General features: G+C 70.9%; 19 protein-coding genes. 7 read left to right on the top strand and 12 right to left on the bottom strand.

Annotation, left to right across the window (positions count from 1 at the left end; genetic code table 11):
• On the top strand, positions 1-573 hold the full coding sequence (locus ASD30_RS18405) for a TetR/AcrR family transcriptional regulator (protein WP_056684675.1): 573 nt from the start codon (positions 1-3) through the stop codon (positions 571-573).
• Entirely contained in the window at positions 570-2096 is a 1527-nt protein-coding gene (locus ASD30_RS18400) for a glycerol-3-phosphate dehydrogenase/oxidase (RefSeq protein WP_056684673.1), read from the top strand. The genes ASD30_RS18405 and ASD30_RS18400 overlap by 4 nt, the downstream gene beginning before the upstream one ends.
• On the opposite strand, the gene ASD30_RS18395 is transcribed toward ASD30_RS18400, so the two are convergent.
• Entirely contained in the window at positions 2089-2472 is a 384-nt protein-coding gene (locus ASD30_RS18395; RefSeq protein ID WP_056684670.1) for a VOC family protein, read from the bottom strand. The genes ASD30_RS18400 and ASD30_RS18395 overlap by 8 nt on opposite strands.
• A 91-nt stretch (positions 2473-2563) precedes the next feature.
• Here ASD30_RS18395 and ASD30_RS18390 point away from each other — a divergent pair, with 91 nt between their 5' ends.
• From ASD30_RS18390 to ASD30_RS18380, 3 genes are read left to right on the top strand one after another with little or no spacing between them, the layout of a single operon-like run.
• On the top strand, positions 2564-3616 hold the full coding sequence (locus tag ASD30_RS18390) for a sigma-70 family RNA polymerase sigma factor (RefSeq protein WP_082563934.1): 1053 nt from the start codon (positions 2564-2566) through the stop codon (positions 3614-3616).
• Positions 3617-3623: 7 nt separating this feature from the next.
• Positions 3624-4232 (top strand): TIGR03086 family metal-binding protein, encoded by a 609-nt coding sequence (locus tag ASD30_RS18385; RefSeq protein ID WP_056684664.1) that lies wholly within the window; start codon positions 3624-3626, stop codon positions 4230-4232.
• A 53-nt stretch (positions 4233-4285) separates the two neighbouring features.
• A complete protein-coding gene (locus ASD30_RS18380) occupies positions 4286-5227 on the top strand; it encodes a LuxR C-terminal-related transcriptional regulator (protein ID WP_056684662.1) in 942 nt (313 codons plus the stop codon).
• Here the strand turns inward: ASD30_RS18380 and ASD30_RS18375 are convergent.
• The 5 genes from ASD30_RS18375 to ASD30_RS18355 form a co-directional block, all read right to left on the bottom strand.
• On the bottom strand, positions 5220-6533 hold the full coding sequence (locus ASD30_RS18375; RefSeq protein ID WP_200949897.1) for an MFS transporter: 1314 nt from the start codon (positions 6531-6533) through the stop codon (positions 5220-5222). The genes ASD30_RS18380 and ASD30_RS18375 overlap by 8 nt on opposite strands.
• An 83-nt stretch (positions 6534-6616) precedes the next feature.
• A complete protein-coding gene (locus tag ASD30_RS18370) occupies positions 6617-7603 on the bottom strand; it encodes a zinc-binding dehydrogenase (RefSeq protein ID WP_056684659.1) in 987 nt (328 codons plus the stop codon).
• A 65-nt stretch (positions 7604-7668) separates the two neighbouring features.
• Positions 7669-8694 carry a DUF2332 domain-containing protein gene (locus ASD30_RS18365; protein WP_056684657.1) on the bottom strand — a complete coding sequence of 342 codons (1026 nt, stop codon included), beginning with the start codon at positions 8692-8694 and terminating at the stop codon, positions 7669-7671.
• 13 nt (positions 8695-8707) lie between these two features.
• Complete coding sequence (gene zwf, locus ASD30_RS18360; protein WP_056684654.1) at positions 8708-10147, bottom strand: glucose-6-phosphate dehydrogenase; 1440 nt, start codon at positions 10145-10147, stop codon at positions 8708-8710.
• Positions 10148-10186: 39 nt separating this feature from the next.
• Positions 10187-11566 (bottom strand): NAD-dependent succinate-semialdehyde dehydrogenase, encoded by a 1380-nt coding sequence (locus ASD30_RS18355; RefSeq protein WP_082563932.1) that lies wholly within the window; start codon positions 11564-11566, stop codon positions 10187-10189.
• A gap of 71 nt (positions 11567-11637) precedes the next feature.
• Between ASD30_RS18355 and ASD30_RS18350 the strand changes: the two genes are divergently transcribed.
• Positions 11638-12729, top strand: a complete 1092-nt coding sequence (locus tag ASD30_RS18350; protein WP_056684650.1) for an endonuclease/exonuclease/phosphatase family protein — start codon at positions 11638-11640, stop codon at positions 12727-12729.
• A gap of 77 nt (positions 12730-12806) precedes the next feature.
• Here ASD30_RS18350 and ASD30_RS18345 read toward each other — a convergent pair whose 3' ends face one another.
• The 4 genes from ASD30_RS18345 to ASD30_RS18335 form a co-directional block, all read right to left on the bottom strand.
• Positions 12807-13127 carry an AzlD domain-containing protein gene (locus tag ASD30_RS18345; RefSeq protein WP_056684647.1) on the bottom strand — a complete coding sequence of 107 codons (321 nt, stop codon included), beginning with the start codon at positions 13125-13127 and terminating at the stop codon, positions 12807-12809.
• Complete coding sequence (locus ASD30_RS18340) at positions 13124-13813, bottom strand: AzlC family ABC transporter permease (protein WP_056684644.1); 690 nt, start codon at positions 13811-13813, stop codon at positions 13124-13126. The genes ASD30_RS18345 and ASD30_RS18340 overlap by 4 nt, the downstream gene beginning before the upstream one ends.
• A gap of 85 nt (positions 13814-13898) precedes the next feature.
• Positions 13899-14033 (bottom strand): hypothetical protein, encoded by a 135-nt coding sequence (locus ASD30_RS27790; protein ID WP_268788297.1) that lies wholly within the window; start codon positions 14031-14033, stop codon positions 13899-13901.
• Between the two features lie 166 nt (positions 14034-14199).
• The gene (locus ASD30_RS18335; RefSeq protein ID WP_056684641.1) at positions 14200-15210 is read right to left on the bottom strand and encodes an SGNH/GDSL hydrolase family protein; all 1011 of its coding nucleotides are present in this window, start codon (positions 15208-15210) and stop codon (positions 14200-14202) included.
• 70 nt (positions 15211-15280) lie between these two features.
• Here ASD30_RS18335 and ASD30_RS18330 point away from each other — a divergent pair, with 70 nt between their 5' ends.
• Entirely contained in the window at positions 15281-15820 is a 540-nt protein-coding gene (locus tag ASD30_RS18330) for a 4'-phosphopantetheinyl transferase family protein (RefSeq protein WP_056684638.1), read from the top strand.
• On the opposite strand, the gene ASD30_RS18325 is transcribed toward ASD30_RS18330, so the two are convergent.
• Entirely contained in the window at positions 15786-17096 is a 1311-nt protein-coding gene (locus ASD30_RS18325) for a M1 family metallopeptidase (protein ID WP_056684634.1), read from the bottom strand. The genes ASD30_RS18330 and ASD30_RS18325 overlap by 35 nt on opposite strands.
• Positions 17093-20959 (bottom strand): Pls/PosA family non-ribosomal peptide synthetase, encoded by a 3867-nt coding sequence (locus ASD30_RS18320; protein WP_235532617.1) that lies wholly within the window; start codon positions 20957-20959, stop codon positions 17093-17095. Before ASD30_RS18320 ends, ASD30_RS18325 begins: the two co-directional genes overlap by 4 nt.
• Positions 20960-20976: the final 17 nt, after the last annotated feature.

Raw genomic sequence — 20976 nt, 5'->3', positions numbered from 1 at the left:
ATGACGTCAACCCGTCACAATATCCACCTCGACGCGGCCCGCGGCTGCATCCTCGACCTCGGCTGGAAGCGCACGACGCTGACCGAGGTGGCACGTCGCGCCGGCGTCTCGCGCATGACGATCTACCGCGCCTGGCCCGACATGCAGACCCTCCTCGCCGACCTGATGACCCGCGAATGGGGCGACATCGTGGCCACCGTGCCCGAGGCGCCCGACGACGCACCGACCCCACGACGCATCGCCGACGGCATCGTCGCGGCGATCGGCGCACTGCGTGAGAACCCGCTGATGCGACGCATCCTCGACGTCGACCCCGAGCTCCTGCTCCCCTACCTGCTCGTCCGCCGCGGTCGCTCCCAGCAGCTGATCCTCGAAATGATCGCGCCGCGCATCGCGGCGGGGCAGAAGGCCGGTCACGTCCGGGCGGGCGACCCGCAGCTGCTGGCTCGCACCGTGCTGCTGGCCGCCCACGGTTTCACCCTCTCGGCCCACACCATGGCCGACGACACCATCTCCGAGGGCGACCTGGGCGCCGCCCTCGCCGACCTGATCACCGGAGGCCTGACACCATGACCGACCCCGTCACCGAGCCCAGGATCCGCACCGGTGTGGCAGACCTGCCCGACCAGACCGACGTGCTCGTCATCGGCCTGGGCATCACCGGCACCGGCGTCGCCCTCGACGCCGCCTCGCGCGGCCTCGACGTCGTGGCCGTCGACGCGTTCGACCTGGCCTTCGGCACGTCGCGCTGGTCGTCCAAGCTGGTGCACGGCGGCCTGCGCTACCTCGCCAAGCTGCAGCTGGGCGTGGCCCACGAGAGCGCGGTCGAGCGCGGCATCCTGATGGAGACCACCGCCCCGCACCTCACGCACGCGATGCCGATGCTGCTGCCGCTGATGTCGAGCGTGAGCCGGCCGCAGGCGAGCCTGGCCCGGGCCGGCTTCTTCGCCGGAGACCTGTTGCGACGCAAGGCCCGCACCACGGCCGACACCCTGCCCAGGCCCCGACGCGTCTCGCGCACCGAGGCACTCAGGATGGCGCCCGCCCTGCGCAGCGCCGGACTCCGCGGTGGGCTGCTGTCGTGGGACGGCCAGCTCGAGGACGACGCCCGACTCGTCACGGCCGTCGCCCGAACGGCGGTCGCGCACGGCGCCGACGTCCGCAACCATGCCCGCGTGCTCAGCGCCACCGGCACCAGCGCCGTGATCCGCGACGAGATCACCGGCGCGGAGCACACGATCCGCGCGAAGAAGGTCATCAACGCCACCGGCGTCTGGGCGGCCAGCATCGTCGACGTCACCCTCAAGCCGAGCCGCGGCACCCACCTCGTGCTGCGCGCCGACACCCTGCCGGGCCTGACCACGGCCGTCACCGCACCGATCCCCCACACCTCCAACCGGTTCGTGCTCGTGCTCCCGCAGCCCGACGGCACGATCTACGTCGGGCTCACCGACGAAGAGGTCGAGGGCGAGATCCCCGACGTCCCCGAACCGTCCGAGGCCGAGATCGGCTTCCTGCTCGACGTGGTGGCCGCCGCGTTCGACCGGCCGCTGCACCGCTCCGACGTGATCGGGGCGTACGCCGGGCTGCGGCCACTGCTCCAGAGCGAGGGCAGCACCTCCGACCTGTCACGCGAGCACGCGGTGCTGACCTCCGACACCGGGGTCATCACGATCGTCGGCGGCAAGCTCACGACCTACCGCCAGATGGCCGAGGACGCCGTCGACGCCACGCACCTGGCCGACGGCCGCTGCCGCACCCGCAACCTGCCGCTGGTCGGTGCCGCCCCGCGCGCCGAGCTCGCGAAGCTCGAGGAGCCGGCCAGACTGGTCCGTCGCTTCGGCACCGAGGCGAGGGCCGTGCTCGAGAACGCCCGCACGGTCAGTGGTCTCTCCGACGAGGAACTGCTGGCTCCGATCGCGCCCACCGTTCCGGCCACGCTGGCGGAGCTGATCTTCGGCGTGACCCATGAGGGTGCCGTCGATGTCGACGACCTGCTCGACCGGCGTACCCGCGTCGGACTGGTTCCGGCCGACCGCGTGCTCGCCGTACCGGCCGCAGAGCGCGCCCTTCAACTGGTGGCCGCGGTCAGGTAGTGGCCATCCACAACGCCTCCCAGATGTGACCGTCGAGGTCGCGGAACGAGCCGCCGTACATCGGCCCCTGGTCGACCCGCTGGTCGGCGTCCGTGGCGCCGGCTGCGGCAGCGGCCTCGCAGAGGCGGTCGACCTCCTCGCGACTCTCCACCCCCAGGCACAGCAGGGTCTCGGTGCCGGTGTGCGGGGTGGTGTCGTGGAACCCGTGGAAGAACTTCTCCTGCAGGAGCATCACGCTGGCCTGGTCGTTGACGACCAGGCAGGCGGCGTCGGGGCTGCTGAAGTCACGGTTGAACTCGAAGCCGAGGCTGGTCCAGAAGTCGATCGTCCTGGAGACGTCCTTGACCGGCAGGTTCGGAAAGATCATGCGTCCCATGTGGTGCTCCTTCTCGTGTGTTCGCGTCACCGTTCCGACCCGGCCCGAGCATCGAACTCATCGCTCACGGAACTTCGTCTCGTGATGAGCGATGAGTTTTCCGGTGGCGGGCGGTCGTTACTTCCGGCAGACTGAAACGCACCAGGAGGCGGGCGTGACCACCACACTTGTGAACGAGACGGATTTCCAGGACGTCGCCAACGGCTACCGCCGTGAGCTGATCGCCCACTGCTACCGCATGACCGGGTCGGTGCACGAGGCCGAGGACCTGGTCCAGGAGACCTACCTGCGCGCCTGGAAGGCCTACCACAACTTCGAGGGTCGCTCCTCGGTGCGCACGTGGCTCTACCGCATCGCGACCAACGTGTGCCTGACCAACCTCGAGGGCAAGGCCCGCCGGCCGCTGCCCACCGGTCTCGGCACCGCCGACGCCCAGGCCTCCGACGAGCTGATCGCCGACAACGAGGTGCCGTGGCTCGAGCCGGTGCCCGACGCCGCCGTCGTGGTCACCGACCGGGAGTCGATCCGCCTCGCCTTCGTCGCCGCCCTCCAGCACCTTCCGGCCCGGCAGCGCGCCGTGCTGATCCTGCGCGACGTCCTCCGCTGGTCGGCCAAGGAGGTCGCCGAGGCGCTCGACACCACGCCGGCCGCGGTGAACTCCGCACTCCAGCGGGCCCACGCCCAGATGGAGGAGGCGCACCTCTCCGCCGACGACGCCAGCGCGACGGTCGCGCCCGACCAACAGGCCCTGCTCGACGCCTACGTCGACGCCTTCTGGCGCAAGGACATCACCGCCATCGTCGACATGCTCAAGGCCGACGCGATCTGGGAGATGCCGCCCTTCACCGGTTGGTACGTCGGCAACCAGAACATCGGCGAGCTGATCGCCACGCAGTGCCCCGGCGGGGTCAACGACATGCCGATGCTGCCGACGACCGCCAACGGCCAGCCCGCGTTCGGCCTCTACCTGAAGCAGCCCGACGGCACCTACACGCCGTTCCACCTGCAGGTGCTCCAGATCGAGGGCAACCGCGTGGCCCGGGTGGCCGCGTTCTTCGAGAAGGACGCCTTCGCCCGCTTCGGCCTCCCGTTGGTGCTCACCGAGGACGACCTTCCCGAGCGCTTCGCCCCCACCACCAGCTGAGCCCGCGATGAACACCACCGATCCGGTGGAGCTGCTCGAACGCGCCATCGGCTACGCCCGCGGAGCACTCGGCGCCGCGGCCACCGCGGACCCCGACTCCCCCACGCCCTGCTCCGAGTGGCGGCTCGGCGCACTCCTGGCCCACATGTCCGACTCACTCGACGCGTTCACCGAGGCGAGCTCCGGGCTGATCAGCATCCGCCCGCCGAGCGGCGACGACCCGACACCTGTCGGCGTGCTCTACGACCAGGCCTGCACGCTGCTCGGCGCCTGGACCTCACCGGCCGCCCGCACCGTCCGGCTCGGCGACCGACGCCTGGCCAGCGGCATCCTGCTGAGCGCCGGCGCCCTCGAGATCGCCGTCCACGCCTGGGACGTGGCCCGGGCCACCCGCTTCGACGCACCACTCCCGGAGGGGCTGGCCACAGACCTCCTGCCGGCGGCGTACGCCCTGGTCGACGCGGCGGATCGCGGCGTACGCTTCGCAGAGGCGCTGCCGGTCCCCGACGCCGCTCCGGCCTCGGTCCGGCTGTTGGCCTTCCTCGGTCGGAGTTGTCCCGAAACTGGGGTCTCGGGTGGTCCGTTGAGATCAGGGCAACGTACCCCTTTTGGGTGATCCCTTGACAGTTGTCTGGTTATTTGAGGTGAGGTCGCCCTAACCTGCTGGACATGGGGGTGCCTGTCGCCTCGGGAGCCTCTCCGCTCGACGCTCACGAGCTCTTACGCAAGGGCGAGGTCAGTCGCGCCCTGGTCCTCTTCGAGAAGATGCACGATCCGCGTCGCCCCGACCCTGCCGTGCTGGCCGGCCTCGTCGAGAGCCGGCTCGCGTTGGGTGAGGCCCACCGGGTGGCCCCCCTGATGCCGCACCTGGCCGACGCCGCGCTGCACGCACCCAGCAAGGACCACCACACCGGCCTGGCGCACTGGGCCCTTGCCGGGCTCGCCGAGCTCGAGGGCGACCACGACCGGGCGGCCGGGCACTTCCGCTCGGCCGGTGAGGCCGGCCCCGACGACCCCGACCTGCTGCCCTGGCGCGCCGGCCTGGCACTCGCGCTGACCCGTCAGGGCCGGTCACCGGAGGCGGTCCGGCTGGCCCACGAGCACCTGACCCGGGCCCGGGCCTCCGGGTCGGCGTACGCGCGTGCGCTCGCGTTGCGCACGCTGGCCGCCGTCGACGGCGCGAGCAGTCGGCGTGACCTGCTCACCCAGGCGCTCGAGGAGCTCGAAGGGATCCAGGCGACCCGCCTGCGTGCCCAGGTGCTGACCGACCTGGCCGGCGTACTCGTCCTGCTGCACGAGGACCGCGGACCGGGGGTGATCAGGCTCCTGCGCGAGGCCGAGCTGATCGCCGTCCGCTCCCGCCTGCGGCCTCTCCTCGATCGGGTACGACGACTGCTGACGCGCCTCGACCAGCCTGCCGGCTCCACGGCACCACCGGGGCTGGAAGGCCTGACTCCGAGCGAGCTGCGCGTCGTCGAGCTGGCCGCCAGCGGCCTCACGAACCGCGAGATCGCGGGCCGGCTCGTGGTCACCGTGAAGGCCGTCGAGTGGCACCTGTCGAACGTCTACCGCAAGCTCGGCATCAGCGGACGCAAGGAGCTGCCTACCTGAGCGGGTGCGCGATCTCGTCGCGCGGCAGGCGCGCCCAGATGATCGCCACGACGGCGACCACCATCGGCACGGCGCCGGCGATGTAGAACGTCTCGCGGACGCCGATCACCTCGGCCACCGGACCGGCCAGCGCCATCGACACCGGCATCAACGAGATCGAGACGAAGAAGTCGAGGGACGAGACCCGGCCCAGCATGTGCGGTGGCACCCGCCGCTGCAGGAGTGTGCCCCAGATGACCATCGGCGCCGAGAACATGCCACCCAGCAGCAGGCCGAGGCCGACCAGCATCCACACGTGGTCGACGATGCCGAACAACGCGATCGGCAGGCAGCCGACGCCCCACATCAGGTTCATCACGGTCAGGTAGCGCCGTGGCATCGGCAGGGAGCCCATCACGAACGAGCCGACCGCACCACCGATGCCGAACGCGGCAAGCACGAGGGCGTGGTCGCCCGCGTCACCGCCGAGCGTGTCCTTGATCAGGAACGGCACCAGCACCTCGAACGGGCCGATGAAGACCAGGATCATCAGGCTCGCGAAGACCAGGGTGGCCAGCAGCCACGGCGTACGCACCATGTAGCCGAAGCCCTCGCCCATGTCGGTGAGGGCCGACCGCACCGGGTGCACGGGCGCGTCGCTGGACCGGTCGCGGTGGACCGGGGTGAGTGGTACGGCGAGCAGCGTGACGATGCCCAGCCCGGCCGCGACGGCGGCGACCATGATCGCCCACCCGGGCGAGGCCGCACCGACCATGAAGCCGGACAACGCCGGGCCGATGGCCTGGCCGATCATCGGCCGCACCGCGCCCTCGAAGCCGTTGACCGCCAGCAGGTCCTCCTCGGGGACGAGCGAGGGCAGCCAGGCGGAGTACGCCGGGTAGTAGAACGCTGTGGCGCAGCCGTAGGCGAAGTTGATGCCGATCAGGACCGGGATGCTCGACAGGTCGGTCAGCGAGAGGAATCCGACGAGTGCGATCGCCGAGAACTGCACGGCCGCGACCCCGAGCAGGATCACCTTCTGCGGGATGCGATCGGCGACCACGCCGGCGAAGAGCACCGGCACGAGCATGCCGACCGCGTTGGCCCCGGCGACGAAGGACAGGTCGCCCGCCGAACCGCCGAGCCGGATCACCTCCCACACCAGCGCGATCACCCAGACACCCCATGCGAACAGGGTGAATACCAGGGCGATGGCGAGCTTGCGGTAGGCCGGCGTACGGAACGGCACGAGGGCGCGCGGCAACGGCCGCGGCAGCGGCGGGGGTTCCTCCAGCGGCTCCCGGGCCGCGGGGTGGAGGTCAGTCACGAGGTGCTCCGATCAGGCTTGGGCCATTCTTGTCGTGCAGACCGACAAATGCACCTTGTTTCATCGGTGGTTCAGCCCCGGGATCACTGTCGGGGCAGCAGGACAACCTTGCCGAGCGCCCTGCGCTGCTCGAGGTCGGAGTGCGCCCGGGCGGCGTCGGCCAGCGGGTACGTCGACACGAGCGGCTTCCAGTCACCGGCTGCCAGGCGGTTGAGCGCCCGACCGGCCAGGCCGGGAATCCCGCCGGGCAGCGCGGCCATCCGCGGGCCGAGGCTCCACGAGACGGACAACCCGCGCTGGACCAGGTCGGCCGAGGTGAAGTCGGTGGCCGTGCCGGAGGACCAGCCGAACATCACCATCCGGCCGCCGGGGCGCAGCAGCTCGAGGGCATGCCGGCCGACCTCGCCGCCGACGCCGTCGTAGACGAGGCTGATCGGGCCGGGGCCGTCCGCCACCCGCTTGTGCCAGCCGGACTCGCGGTAGTCCACGACGAGATCGGGTCGGAGTGCGGCGAGCCGGTCCACCTTCTCCGGGCCGCCGGCCAGCGCCACGACGCGGGCGCCGCCGCGCCGGGCGGCCTGGGCTAGCAGCCAGCCGAGCCCGCCGGCCGCGGACGGCACCAGCACCACGTCACCGACCATCGGCGGCTCGATCTCGAGGATGCCCTGCGCGGTCCGGCCGGTGCCGACCATGGCCACCGCATCGGACAGGTCGACCCCGTCACGGACCCGGAAGAGGTTGGGGTTGTCGACCGAGGTGACCGCCTGGTCGGCGTACCCGCCGGGGACCATGCCGAGGTGCGCGACCACCCGGGCGCCCCGCCAGCTCTCGCTGACGCCGGGTCCGACGCGGTCGACGACACCGGCCACCTCGCGACCGGGCACGGTCGGAAGGTCTGGCAGGGGCATCGGCCCGGCCGGGTCGCCCGCACGCAGGGTGGTGTCGAGCAGGTGGACGCCGGCCGCCTCGACGGCGATGCGGATCTGTCCGTCTCCGGGTGTCAGGTCGGGCAGCTCGTCGAGCCGCAGGTTGTCGGCGGGGCCGAAGTCATGAAGTCTGATCGCTCTCATGACTCCATGGTGAAACTTGAAGTTCGCTTGAAGTCAAACTTCATCAAGGATCCACGGTTCGCGCATCAAGAACCCACGGTTCGCGCATCAAGAGTTGCTGGTTCGTGCCAACGGAGGGTGCTGCCGTGGCCGTGGGTGAAGGCGACCGAGCGACCGTCGATGCCGAGCACGAACCCGGGCCTGGTCGGGGCCGGGCCGGTGGAGGTCACCCCGGGCAGCACGTTCGGGCCCTCGTTGCTCACCCAGTGGCACCGACCCTCGGCCACCAGGCCGGCCATCAGCGCGGCAAACCGACGGCGATCGGGCTCCTCGAGGTAGGCGATCACCGCGGAGTGGAAGACGACGGTGACCGCCTTCTCCCCCGATCCTTCGTCCGGTGCCCGGTCGAGCAGCCGCGGCAGCGCGTCGAGCAGGTTGCCGCGGGTCAGGTTCGGCGGGTCCTGCCTGGCCACGTCGATCGCCGCGGCCAGGCGGGCCCGACGCGCGTCCTGCTCGGGCCAGACGAGGTTCGCCAACCACGCCATCTCGTCGGCGTCGGTGACGTCGAGCGGGTTCAGGTCGATGCCTGCGCGCGACAAGACCCGGGGCATCCGTTCCGGGAACGGGACCGGCCCGGAGACCCGGCAGGTCAGCACCGGCCCGTCGCCCACGTGGTGCATCACCGTCGGGTCGTCGTACTGCACCCACTCGTGGCGGTAGGTGTCCGGGTAGAGGCACAGCCCGGCCGAGGCACCGACCTCGATCAGGTGCAGCCGGTCACCGAGCGTGGCGAACGCCGGCAGCAGGGTGGCCAGCCGCCCCACCTCGTTGGTCTGGGTCGAGCGGGCCAGGATCGTCTCGCGCACCTGCGACCAGCGCTCCAGCAACGTCGCGCGCAGTCCGGCGTACGGCCCGGGCGCGGGAGTGCCGTGCCAGCGTGCGGCGGCGAAGACCAGGTTCGGCTGCTGCTTGACCGGCGGCAGGGTGCGGATCAGGCGCTGCACCTCCGGGTCACCGGCGACGCCGAGCGACCACTCCACGAAGCAGGGCGAGTCCCCAGCCTCTTCGGCGAAGGACGTGTACGACGCGACGACCTCGGCGTAGGGCTCCATCAGCGGCGAGGGCCTAGTTGGCGCGCCACTTGCGTTCGAACGGCAGCCGCCACGCGAACGGGGCGATCAGCTGGTGGATCTGGTTGGGGCCCCACGAGCCCTGGGGGTAGTTGCGCACTGGCGGCATGTGCTCGAGCAGCGGCTCGGAGATCTCCCACAACCGCTCGACGCCCTCGGCGGTGGTGAACAGGGTGCGGTTGCCCTTCACCGCCTCGAGGATCAGGCGCTCGTAGGCCTCGAGGATCGACCCGGCCCAGCCGGTGTCCTCCATGGCGAACTGCATCGACAGCTTGTTGAGGCCGAACCCCGGGCCCGGGCGCTTGCCGTAGAACGACAACGACATCTTCGCGGTGTCGGCCAGGTCGAAGGTGAGGTGGTCGGGCCCGTGGTCGCCGATGCCGGACCCCTCGGGGAACATCGACTTCGGTGGCTCACGGAACGCGATCGAGATGATCCGCTGACCCTCGGCGAGCTTCTTGCCGGTGCGCAGGTAGAACGGCACGTCGGCCCAGCGCCAGTTGTCGACGAAGCACTTCAGCGCGATGAAGGTCTCGGTGTCGGACTGCGGGTCGACGCCCTCCTCGGCCCGGTAGCCGTCGTACTGCCCACGCACGACGTCGTGGGGGTCGAGCGGCAGCATCGAGCGGAAGACCTTGTGCTTCTCCTCGCTGATCGAGATCGGGTCGAGCGCCGTCGGCGGCTCCATCGCGATGAAGGCGAGCACCTGGAAGAGGTGGGTGACCACCATGTCGCGGTAGGCGCCGGTGCCCTCGTAGAAGGCCGCCCGACCTTCGACGCCGAGCGTCTCGGGGATGTCGATCTGGATGTGGTCGATGTGGTTGCGGTGCCAGATCGGCTCGAAGAGGCCGTTGGCGAAGCGCAGCGCGAGGATGTTGAGCGCCGGCTCCTTGCCGAGGAAGTGGTCGATGCGGAAGATCTGCTCTTCCTTGAAGACCTTGTGGATCGAGTCGTTCAGCGACTTGGCCGAGGCCAGGTCGGTGCCGAACGGCTTCTCCATCACGATGCGGCTGTTCTTGACCAGGCCGGCCTTGTCGAGGGTGTCCACGACGCTGAGCGCGGCCTTCGGCGGCACGGAGAGATAGTGCAGCCGGGCCTGCGGCTTCTCGCAGTCGGCCTCGGCCTCCTCGATGCCGGCCTTCAGGTTGTCGACACCATCGTTGGCCCAGAAGAGCCGCTTGGCGAACTCCTCGAACTCGTCCTTGTCCTGCTCGTCGTCGCTGAACTCGCCGATCGCCTCACGGGCGAAGTCGACGAACGACTCACGGGTGTGCTCGTCGAGCGAGGTGCCGACCACCTGCATCTCGGGCAGCAGCCCCGAGCGCCACAGGTGCAGCATGCCCGGCAGCAGCTTGCGCCGGGAGAGATCACCGGTGGCGCCGAAGAGGACGATCGTGGTGGGCGGCCCTGGCGTGCCCTGCGGGTTGTCAGCCATGGTCCCAGCCTGCCACGTCGGCCGAGCCGCTCGCGAGAGTCACCCGCGCGCGATGCCGACGTACGTCGTGTCGAGGTACTCCTCGATGCCCTCGAAGCCACCCTCGCGGCCGAACCCGCTGGCCTTCACCCCGCCGAACGGAGCCGCCGGGTTGGAGACCAGGCCGGTGTTGACCCCGACCATGCCGAAGGCGAGCGACTCCACGACGCGCAGCGTGCGGTCGAGGTCGCGGGTGTAGACGTAGGACGCCAAGCCGTACTCCGTGTCGTTGGCCAGCCGGATCGCCTCGTCCTCGTCGGTGAACGTGGTCACCGGCGCGACCGGCCCGAAGACCTCCTCGCGGTTGATCCGCGCACCGGCCGGCACATCGGCGAGCACGGTCGGCGGGTAGAAGTTGCCGTCGGGCTCACCACCACCGGTGGCGACCCGGGCGCCCTGCGCCACTGCGTCGTCGACCAGCTCGCGGACGCCGGCCACGGCGTCGGCGTCGATCAGCGGACCGACCTCGACCCCGTCGTCCTGGCCGCGGCCGACCTTCAACGCGCCCATGCGCTCGGCCAGCTTCCTCGTGAACTCCTCGGCCACACCCGACTGCACCAGGAACCGGTTGGCCGAGGTGCAGGCCTCGCCCATGTTGCGCATCTTGGCGACCATCGCGCCCTCGATCGCCGCGTCGACGTCGGCGTCGTCGAAGACCAGGAACGGTGCGTTGCCGCCGAGCTCCATCGACACCCGCTGGAGGTTGGCGGCCGACTGCTCGACCAGGCCCTTGCCGACCGCGGTGGAGCCGGTGAACGAGACCTTGCGGAGTCGGTCGTCGGCCATCAGCGCCGCCGTGACCTCCCTCGACGACCTGGTGGTGACCACCTGGAGGACCCCGTCGGGGAGGCCGGCCTCGGCGAAGACCTCGGCCAGCTTGATCATCGTCAGCGGGGTGGCCGAGGCCGGCTTGACGATCATCGTGCAGCCGGCCGCGATCGCCGGTCCGATCTTGCGGGTTCCCATCGCCAGCGGGAAGTTCCACGGGGTGACGAACAGGCATGGGCCGACCGGCTTCTTGAGGGTCAGCAGCCGCGAGCCGCCGGCCGGTGCGTTCAGCCAGCTGCCGCGGATGCGGACCGCCTCTTCACTGAACCAGCGCAGGAACTCGGCACCGTAGGCCACCTCGCCCTTGCCCTCGGCCAGGGGCTTGCCCATCTCGAGGCTGATGGTGCGGCCGAACTCGTCGGCGCGCTCGGTGATCAGCTCGAACGCCCGGCGCAGGATCTCCCCGCGGTCTCGCGGCGGGGTCGCCGCCCACTCGGCCTGCACGGCGACCGCCCGGTCGAGTGCGCCGATCGCGTCGGCGACGGTGGCGTCGGGCACCCGGTCGATCACCGATCCGTCGACGGGGTCCAGGACATCGAAGACATCGCTCATGTTTTCACCCTAGTGCGGGGGTGGATCTCGGCAGGTTCGGCACTGAGGCTTCCCACAGGTAACCTTCTCCGGTGCGCAAACCACCCGAGCTCCTCGTGATGTTGGCTCCGGCTGCGCTCGTGACCGCCCTCGTGGTGATCTTCGGGTTCGTGCTCGGCGGCGAGTCCGACGACAGCAACAAGACGAGTGCCGAGCCCAGCACCACGGTTTCCGCCCCGCCCTCGCAGCAGCCTTCGGGATCGCCGACGGCGTCCTCGACGGTTCCGGGGCGTCCCGAGGGCTCGACGGTGCAGAAGAAGCTGGTCGGTCCGACGGTGACGATCAAACGCAAGCCCAAGCCGAAGTACGACGTGGCGCCGCAGTTCAGCTTCACGATCGCGTCGTTCAACCTGCTCGGACACAGCCACACCGCCCCCGGCGGTGACCGCAAGGGCATGGCCCCCAGCGGCGTGCGCACCGGGCTCGCGGTCGGCGCCCTGCGCAACAGCAGTGTCGACCTGGTCGGCTTCCAGGAGTTCCAGGCCCCGCAGATGGGCGCGTTCCTGGCCCAGACCGGCGGGTCGTACGGCGTGTACCCGCCGGCCAGCGCCGGCGTACAGCTGCATGCCAACGCCGTCGCGTGGCGCACCGACACGTTCAACCTGGTGCAGAGCGAGACGTTCGGCATCCCCTACTTCTTCGGCCAGATCCGGCAGATGCCGGTGGTCCAGCTCGAGCACATCGCCACCGGCCAGAAGCTGTGGCTGATGAACGTGCACAACCCGGCCAACGCCCACGGCAACGCCGCCAAGTGGCGCGGAGCCGCGACCCAGGTCGAGATCGACCTGGCCAACCAGCTCGCCGCCGACCACCCCGACGAGCCCGTGTTCCTCACCGGTGACATGAACGACTGGGAAGGCTACTTCTGTCGGATCACCACCTCGACGGGACTCAAGGCAGCGAACGGTGGTAGCACCGGCAGCTCGTGCGCCCCGCCGCCGCGACCGCTCGCCGTCGACTGGGTGTTCGGCTCCGACAAGGTGGAGTTCAGCGACTACCGCGCGCTGCGCACCCCGGACATCCAGCGCGCCAGCGACCACCCGCTGGTGGCCGCCGAGGTGACGGTGCCGGAGCTCAGGACGAGGATCATCTACAAGGACGGCAAGCGGGTCGACGACGACTGACCCGTCGCCAGTTCCGATCGACCCGTCGCCAGTTCCGATCGACCCGTCGCCAGTTCCGATCGACCTGTCGCCAGTTCTCAGACGCCGAGCGCGCGCAGGCCCGCGGCGGTCCCGGCCGCGGCCAGCACGATGACCACGAACGGCGCCCGGCGCCAGGCCAGGACCACGGCGACCGCGACCCCGGACACCCGGGCCCAGCCGGCCGGCGACGACCCGTCGAAGATCGCGGCCGTGGCGGCGAGGGCGACCAGCAGGACGGTCGCGGACATCGACATCAGCGACTGCACGGACGGGCTCACCCGGATGCGGGCGTGCAGCAGGGGGCCTACGGCCCGGAACGCGAACGTGCCGAGGCCGAGCAGGACGGCGGAGGCGATCAGCACCGGGGCCGAGATCACGACGCCTCACCGGCTCCGCGCATGAGGGGCAGCAGGGCCAACGCGGCAAGCGCGAGCAGCACCGCGGTCCCGGCCGGCAGGAGCGGGGTGACCGCCACCGCCACGACCGCACCGACCAACGCGAGGGTGCGGGTCCGACGGTCACGCAGGGCGGGCATCACCAACGCCACGAGCACGGCGGGGAACGCCGCGTCGAGCCCGAAGGTGTCCGTGTCGGTGATCGCGTTGCCGAGCAGCCCGCCCAGCAGCGAGCCGATGTTCCAGAACACCCACAGGCAGGCACCGCAGGTGAAGAACACCAGGCGGCGCCGCACCGGATCCTTCTCGGACAGTGCGAAGGCGACGACCTCGTCGATCATCAGGTAGGACCCCAGCACGGGCCGATTCTTGACCGTGTCGGCAAGGGCGAAGCCGAAGGGGAGGTGGCGGGCGTTCACCAGCAGGCCCGCCAGCACGGCCGCGACCGGACTGCCACCGGCCCCGATGATGCCGGTGAACAGGAACTGGCTCGCCCCACCGAGCACGACGATCGACATCAGGTTGGGAGCCCACAGGGGCAGTCCGTCGCCGACGGTGATCGCGCCGTACGAGACACCGACGATGCCGACGGCGAGGTTCACCAGCAGGATGTCGCGGAGCGTGCCGGGGCCGAGTCTCTCCGAGAGGTCTCGCCAGGCAGCACGCATGGGCAATCCTTACCCGAACACGGAACCGGCCCGCCACTCGGTGGCGGGCCGGTTCGAGAGATTGCTGCGTCTGTCTGAATCCAGCTCAGGCCGCGTGCACGGTGGCGGCGGACGTGTGCGTGGTGACGCTCCAGCGTGCCTCCAGGTGCGTGCGACCATCCGCGTCCTTGACCTCGATCCACGTCATCGTGGGGCGGTCGTTCTGGTCGTGGCTGCGCATGGGACACCTCCTGTTCACTTTCTGTTCACCTTGAGTATCGCACGCCCGTCCCCATTTCGCACGTTCTTCCACCGAAGAAGTCCGCAGTTCTCCTCCACTGCGGGGTGGCCCAGCGTGCGCAGAGGCAGATTTCGCCCCACAACGGCCCATTTTCGGAGGTTCCGGGTCAGCGCCGGGCCTGCCTGGCCACCCACCGGTCGATGTCGATGCCGGCCTTGCGGGCGGCCGCCCGGGCGCGCGGGCTGTCGAGGTCGGGCACACCGAAGGTCTCCGGCGTGATCGACGCGTCGGCCGCGGCGTACTGGCGCTGCTGCGCCGCCAGGTCGTCGGCGCTCGCCGCGGCGGTCCGGCGTACGTCGGCAGTCACCGTCAACGAGGCACCGGTGAGCAGCGGGCTCACCGTCGGCGTGTAGCCGCTCGCATGGCCCGGCTTGTTCGGGTGGTAGGACTCCGAGATCGGGTTCGACAGCCCGTTGAGGTATTCGGGGTCGTCGCAGACGGCGTGGCCCACGAACCGGCTCGTGGGGTTGGCGAAGCTGAAGCCCTTGGCGCCGGCCTGCGTGGCGGTACGGCTGTTGAGCAGGTCGGCCGTGGCGTTGAGCCGGCTCTCCTCCGCCGGCGAGAACCAGGTCAGCGCGTTGCAGTCCTCGCCGTTGAAGATGCGCGGGTAGCCGACCACGACCACCTTGGCGGTGGGTGACTTCGCCCGGATCGCGGCATAGAGCGTGGAGAGCTTCGCAGGCAGGGTGTTGTTGATGTAGGCCTGTGCCCCGTCGATGGCACCGTCGCAGTCGCTCATCCAGCCGGGCTGTGCGCACTCGGTGAGCACGTCGGCGAAGCCGGCGTCATTGCCGCCCACCGAGATCGACACGTACTTCGTGGTCGAGGTGAGCGCGCTCAGCTGGTTGTTGGTGACGTCGGGGATCCGCGCCCCCGAGCAGGCCCGGAAGTTGAGCGAGTAGCCGCGGGCCGCCGCGATCAGTGAGGGATAGGCGTACGTCGAGCGCTGACACGAGGTGCCGTCGTCGATGTAGCTGCGAGTGCCGGTACCCGAGGCGTACGAGTCACCGAGGGCGACGTACGACGGACCGGCGGCGTGGGCCGCGGGAGCGGCCACCAGCGTGGCGGTGAGGACCGAGGCTGCCGCAGCAACCGCGCCCGAGATCTTCCACTTCATGCACACGACTCCTTTGTCGATCCCCACATGTGGCCCACGTCACACTAAGGGCACGCATAGGGTTCACGCCATGAGTTCTTCCGGCGGACTCCCGGGCGACGGGGTCGCCGACATCGCCTGGCACCCCCGCACCGGGGACGCCGACGAGGCGCTCGCCCGGCACGTCGCCGCCCTTCTCGGAGTCGACGCGGGCGGCGTCCGCGTCGGTCGACTGTGCCCGCGCTGCGGCTCGGACGCGCACGGGCGGCCGTGGGCCACCGGCGCCCACGTCAGCCTGTCGCGCGCCGGTGACCACCTGGTCACAGCGGTGGCGACGAGTCCCGTCGGCGTCGACATCGAGGTGGTCGCCGATGTCGAGGCGCGCTGGGACCCGGGCCTCGTGCTGCATCCGGACGACCCGCCCGGCGTCGAGGCCACATGGGCCTGGGCCGCGAAGGAGGCCATCCTCAAGGCGCGCGGCACCGGACTCGACGTGGCGATGACGTCGGTGCGCCTGGCCGATCACGACGTGCGCGAGCTGGACGCGCCCGTCGGCTCGGTGGCCGCGGTCGTCGTGCTGCCGGTCCGACCCGGGGTCAGAGCTTCGGCAGCTCCGGCAGCTCGACGCTGAACAACCAGGCGTCGAAGAGCTCCGTGAGGTCGCGGCCGGCGACCCCCGCCGCGTGCGCGATGAACTGCTCGGTGGTCACGTTGCCGCCGGTGTGTTCGGCGACCCAGCCGCGCAGGATCGCGAAGAACGTCTCGTCGCCCACCTCGGCCCGCAACGCGTGCAAGGTCAGCGCCCCACGCTTGTAGACGCGGTCATCGAACATCAGCTCCGCGCCCGGGTCGCCCAGCAGCAGGTCGGGGCCGTCGTCGTCGGCGACCCGCGCATGGTGGATCGCGGCGCGCTCGTCGGCACTCTTCGACCCGGACTCCTCCGACCACAGCCACTCCGCGTAGCAGGCGAAGCCCTCGTGCAGCCAGATGTCCTTCCACTTGGTCAGCGTCACCGCGTTGCCGAACCACTGGTGCGAGAGCTCGTGCGCGACCAGCCGGACGGCGTCCCAGTCGTCGCTGACGAAGTTGCGTCCGAACGTCGAGAGCCCTTGTGACTCCAGGGGAATCTCGAGGTCGTCGTCGGTGATCACCGCCGTGTAGGAGGCGAACGGGTAGTCGCCGAACAGCTTCACGAAGAACGCCAGCATCTCCGGCTGGCGGCCGAAACCGGCAGCGAACGCGTCCTCGTCGCGGTCGGCCGGGCCGATCACCCGCAGGGGTACGTCGGCCTCGAGCTCGACCACCTCGTAGCGGCCGATCTGCACCGTCGCGAGGTACGTCGGCATCGGCGACTGCTGCTCGTAGAGCCAGGTGGTCGCGCTGCCACTGCGACGGGACGAGACCAGCTCGCCGGAGACGGCCACGTAGTAGTCGGAGGGCGCCGAGACCGCGATCGAGTAGGTCGCCTTGTTGTCGGGGCGGTCGTTGCAGGGGAACCACGACGGCGCACCATGCGGCTGCGCGGCGACGATCACGCCGTCGTCCAGCTCCTCCCACCCCGACGTGCCGAGCACCCTCGAGGGCACCGGCCTCGGGCTGCCGGCGTACTTCACGCGCAGGTCGAAGACCTCGCCGGCCGGGATCGTCGTGCCCAGCTTGACGTGGATGCGCTGGTTGCGGTGGGTGAAGGAGGCCGACCTGCCGTTGAGGAGGACCTTCGCCGGACGCAGCGCGTGCAGGTCGAGCTCGAGGAACTCGAGGTTCGCCCGCGCCCGGCAGCGGAGGGTGGCGTCGCCGTCGATCCGGTTGCCGATCAGCTTGTAGCCCAGCGCCAGCCCGTAGTGCTCCACGTCGTACGACGCGTCACCGTGCCCGGGAACATAACTGTCGGTGCCGCCTCGCCTCACGCGTCCTCTTCCTCCCAGGGCCCGATCGGGTTCCCGATCCAGCGCGTCCGCGAGGGTACGCCCTCGCCGCGCATCACCAACGACACGGGGCCGACGGTCGCGTGGCGACCGATCGACGCGGCCGGCAGGATCACGCTGTTCGGGCCGAGGGTGGCCCCTGCCCCCAGCACCACGGTGTCCATGCTGAGCACCCGGTCGTGGAAGAGGTGGGTCTGCACGACGCACCCGCGGTTGACCGTCGCGCCCGCGTCCAGGCGGACCAGGTCGGTCTCGGGCAGCCAGTAGGACTCGCACCAGGCGCCGGGTCCGATCTCGGCACCCAGGCTGCGCAACCACACGTTCAACGCAACGGTGCCGGAGGTGACCCGGGCGAACCACGGCGCGGCCAGCACCTCGGTGAAGGTGTCGGCCAGCTCGTTGCGCCACACGAACGACGTCCACAGCGCGTGCTCGCCCCGGCGGTGCCGTCCGACGATCAGCCACTTGGCGGCCACCGTCACGGCTGCCGCGACCAGGCTGCCGGCGACCATCACGAAGCCGCCGAGCACCAGCGCCAGCATGTAGCCGCCCTGGTCGAGCGCCCAGAACAGGGTTGCGCCGATGCCCAGGTGCAGCAGGACGCCGAGGAACATCGGCACCACGCGGCCGGTCTCGACGAGCCCGCGCAGCACGTGCAGGCGGGTCGGAGGGTCGTAGGTGCGGCTGCTGTCCCGCTCCCCGGTCGTACGCCGCAGCTTCCGCGGCGGGCTGCCCATCCACGACGAGCCGGCCTTGGCCACACCACGCCCCGGTGCCGCCGAGAGCACGGCGACCAGCGACTGCTTGGGCACCTTGCGGCCGGGCGCGAGCATGCCGGAGTTGCCGACGAACGCGCGCTTGCCGACCTTGACCCGCTCGACGCGGATCCAGCCGCCGCCCAGCTCGTAGGAGCCGATCAGGGTGTCGTCGGCCAGGAAGGCGTGGTCGTTGACGTGCACGAGGCTGGGGATCAGCAGCACGGTCGAGGCCTCGACGCCGTGGCCGATGCGGGCGCCGAGCAGGCGCAACCAGATCGGGGTGATCGCACTGGAGTAGACCGGGAACAGCCAGTCGCGGGCCTCGTCGAGCAGGCGCACCGTGCCCCAGATCGAGACGCCGGCCAGAGAACGCACCGGGTGGTGGCCAGGTTCGACGGCCAACGCGAACAGGCGGGTCAGGCCCACGACGAGCAGCATGAGGACGGCGTACGCCGTGAAGGCCGCGAGCGGCAGCCAGGGCAGCGCGGCCAGCAGGGCCTCGCCGAGGCTGTCGGTTCCGTCGAGCGCCGGCAGCAGCACCGACGCACCGACGCCGATCGAGACGGCCGGCAGCACTGCGACCAGCCAGGCGACCGCGCCGTAGACCCCGATCCAGCGCGAGGACCGGGGCGGTGCGGTGTTCGACCACGGGCCGCGGGCGCGGGCCTGCCGCTCGGCCGGGGAGCCCGACCAGAACTCTCCGTCAGGAACCTCGCCGACGACATGGGACCCGGGGGCGACCTCGGCGTCCTTGCCGACCCGGGAACCGGGCGCGAGCGTGCTGCGGGCGCCGATGCGGGCCCGGGCACCGATCGCGACGGCACCGACGTGCACCACGTCGCCGTCGATCCAGTGGCCGGCCAGGTCGACCTCGAGCTCGATCGCGGCGTCGTTGCCGACCTCGAGCAGCCCGGTGACCGGTGGCAGCGTGTGCAGGTCGACGCCCTTGCCGAGCCGGGCGCCCAGGAGCCGCGCGTAGTAGGGGAACCAGGGTGCGCCGGAGAGTCCGGCGGCGCCGAGCTCCTCCTGGATCTTCTCGGCCAACCAGAGCCGCAGGTGCATCTTGCCGCCGCGCGGATAGGTGCCGGGCTCGAGGTCGCGCAGGAGGAAGCGGGCGAGCAGGGCGGCCACGGTCATCCGGCCCGGCGGCACGAGGAAGAACCAGGTGGTCAGCACCAGCAGCCACAGCGGGAACGAGACCAGCCACTCGAGGTCGGTGATCGCCGCGCCGAGCGTGGAGCCGAGCATCAGCCAGGCCAGCCACTTCTGTGCAGCCAGGGCGCGGAGCGGCAGCAGCGCGAGGAGCTGGCCGACCTGCGTCTTGCGCCGGATCGGCTGCACCTTGCGGTCCGAGAGGACGGTGGAGCCGCCCATCTCGTCGAGCGTCGCGGCCAGCGTGCCGACCGAGGGGTTGGCGTAGACGTCGCCGACTACCACCTCCGGGTGCTTCTCGCGCAGCCTGCTGACGACCTGGGCCGCGGTCAGCGAGCCGCCGCCGAAGTCGAAGAAGTCGTCCTTCGGCGAGGTCACGTCGGCGCCCAGCACCTCGGCCCAGATCTCGGCGATCCACGCGCTGGTGCCGCTCAGCGCCACGGTCGAGGCGGGCACCTTCGGCAGCGGCCACGGCAAGGCGTCGCGGTCGACCTTGCCCGACGTCCTCGTGGGGAGCTCCTCGACGACCGCCAGCCGCGGCACCAGCGCGGCCGGCATCCGGTGGCGCAGGAGCTCCTTGGCCCGGTCGGCGTCGTAGCCCGCGTCGACGGTGAGGTAGCCGACCAGCAGCTTGTTGCCCGACTTCGTGGAGCGTACGGCGGCCGCGGCCGAGAGCACGCCGGGGACGCGGAGCATCTGGTCGTCGATCTCACCGAGCTCGATGCGTCGACCGCCCAGCTTGATCTGGTCGTCGGCGCGACCGGCGAAGACCAGGCCGGCCGGGTCGTTGCGCACGACGTCGCCCGAGCGGTAGGCGCGCTCCCAGCCGAGCGTCGGCATCGGTGCGTACTTCTCGGCGTCCTTCTCCGGGTCGAGGTAGCGGGCCAGCCCGACGCCGCCGATGATCAGCTCGCCGGACTCGCCCTCGCCGACCGGGTGACCCTCCGCATCGACCACGGCGAGGTCCCAGCCGTCGAGGGGAAGGCCGATGCGCACCGGGTCGGAGCCGTCGAGCAGGGCACCACAGGCGACCACGGTGGCCTCGGTCGGGCCGTAGGTGTTCCACACCTCGCGGCCCTCACGCTGGAGCCTCGCGGCCAGCTCGGGCGGGCAGGCCTCGCCGCCCATGATCAGCAGGCGGACCTTGTCGAGGGCCGCTGCGGGCCACAGCGCCACCAGCGTCGGCACCGTCGAGACGATGGTGATGTCGTTGGCGACCAGCCAGGGCCCGACGTCGACACCGGAGCGCACCAGGGAGCGTGGTGCGGGGACCAGGCAGCCGCCGTACGCCCAGGCCAGCCACATCTCCTCGCAGCTGGCGTCGAAGGCGACCGAGAGGCCGGCCATCACCCGGTCGTCGGGCCCGATCGGTTCGTCGACCAGGAACATGTTCGACTCGGCGTCGACGAAGGCCGCGGCGTTGCGGTGGGTGACCGCCACGCCCTTGGGCCTGCCGGTGGAGCCGGAGGTGAAGATCACCCACGCGTCGTCGTCGTGGCCCGGCGCATCGCGTTCGCGCGGGTCGCGGTCGACGGTCGCGGCGATCACCAGGTCGTTGCCGATCACCGCGGCAGCCGCCGACTCCTCGAAGACCACGCGGGCCCTCTCGTCGGGGTCGTCGGCGTCGACCGGCACGTAGGCCGCGCCGGCGACCAGGATGCCGATGATCGCCACGTAGAGGTCGGTGGTCCCGGACTTGATGCGTACGCCGACCTTGTCGCCACGCCCCACGCCCAGCGCGGCCAGCCGGTCGGCCAGGTCGTCGGCGGCCTCGGCGAGCTCGGCGTACGTCAGGGTCTCGATGCCGCTGTCGACGGCGAGTGCGTCAGGGCACTCCTCGACCGTGGTGCGGAAGATGTCGACCAAGGTGCGCGGTCGTGGCGCCCGGTCGCCGGCCAGGAGGGCAGGCAGGAGCGTCGTTGGAGCGGGGTTCACGCGCGGAGTGTGTGGCA

This window comes from Nocardioides sp. Root140 (assembly GCF_001426745.1).
Lineage (GTDB): Bacteria > Actinomycetota > Actinomycetes > Propionibacteriales > Nocardioidaceae > Nocardioides.
The sequence above is the reverse complement of the archived record's forward strand: the minus strand, read 5'-3'. Positions and strand labels throughout refer to the sequence as shown.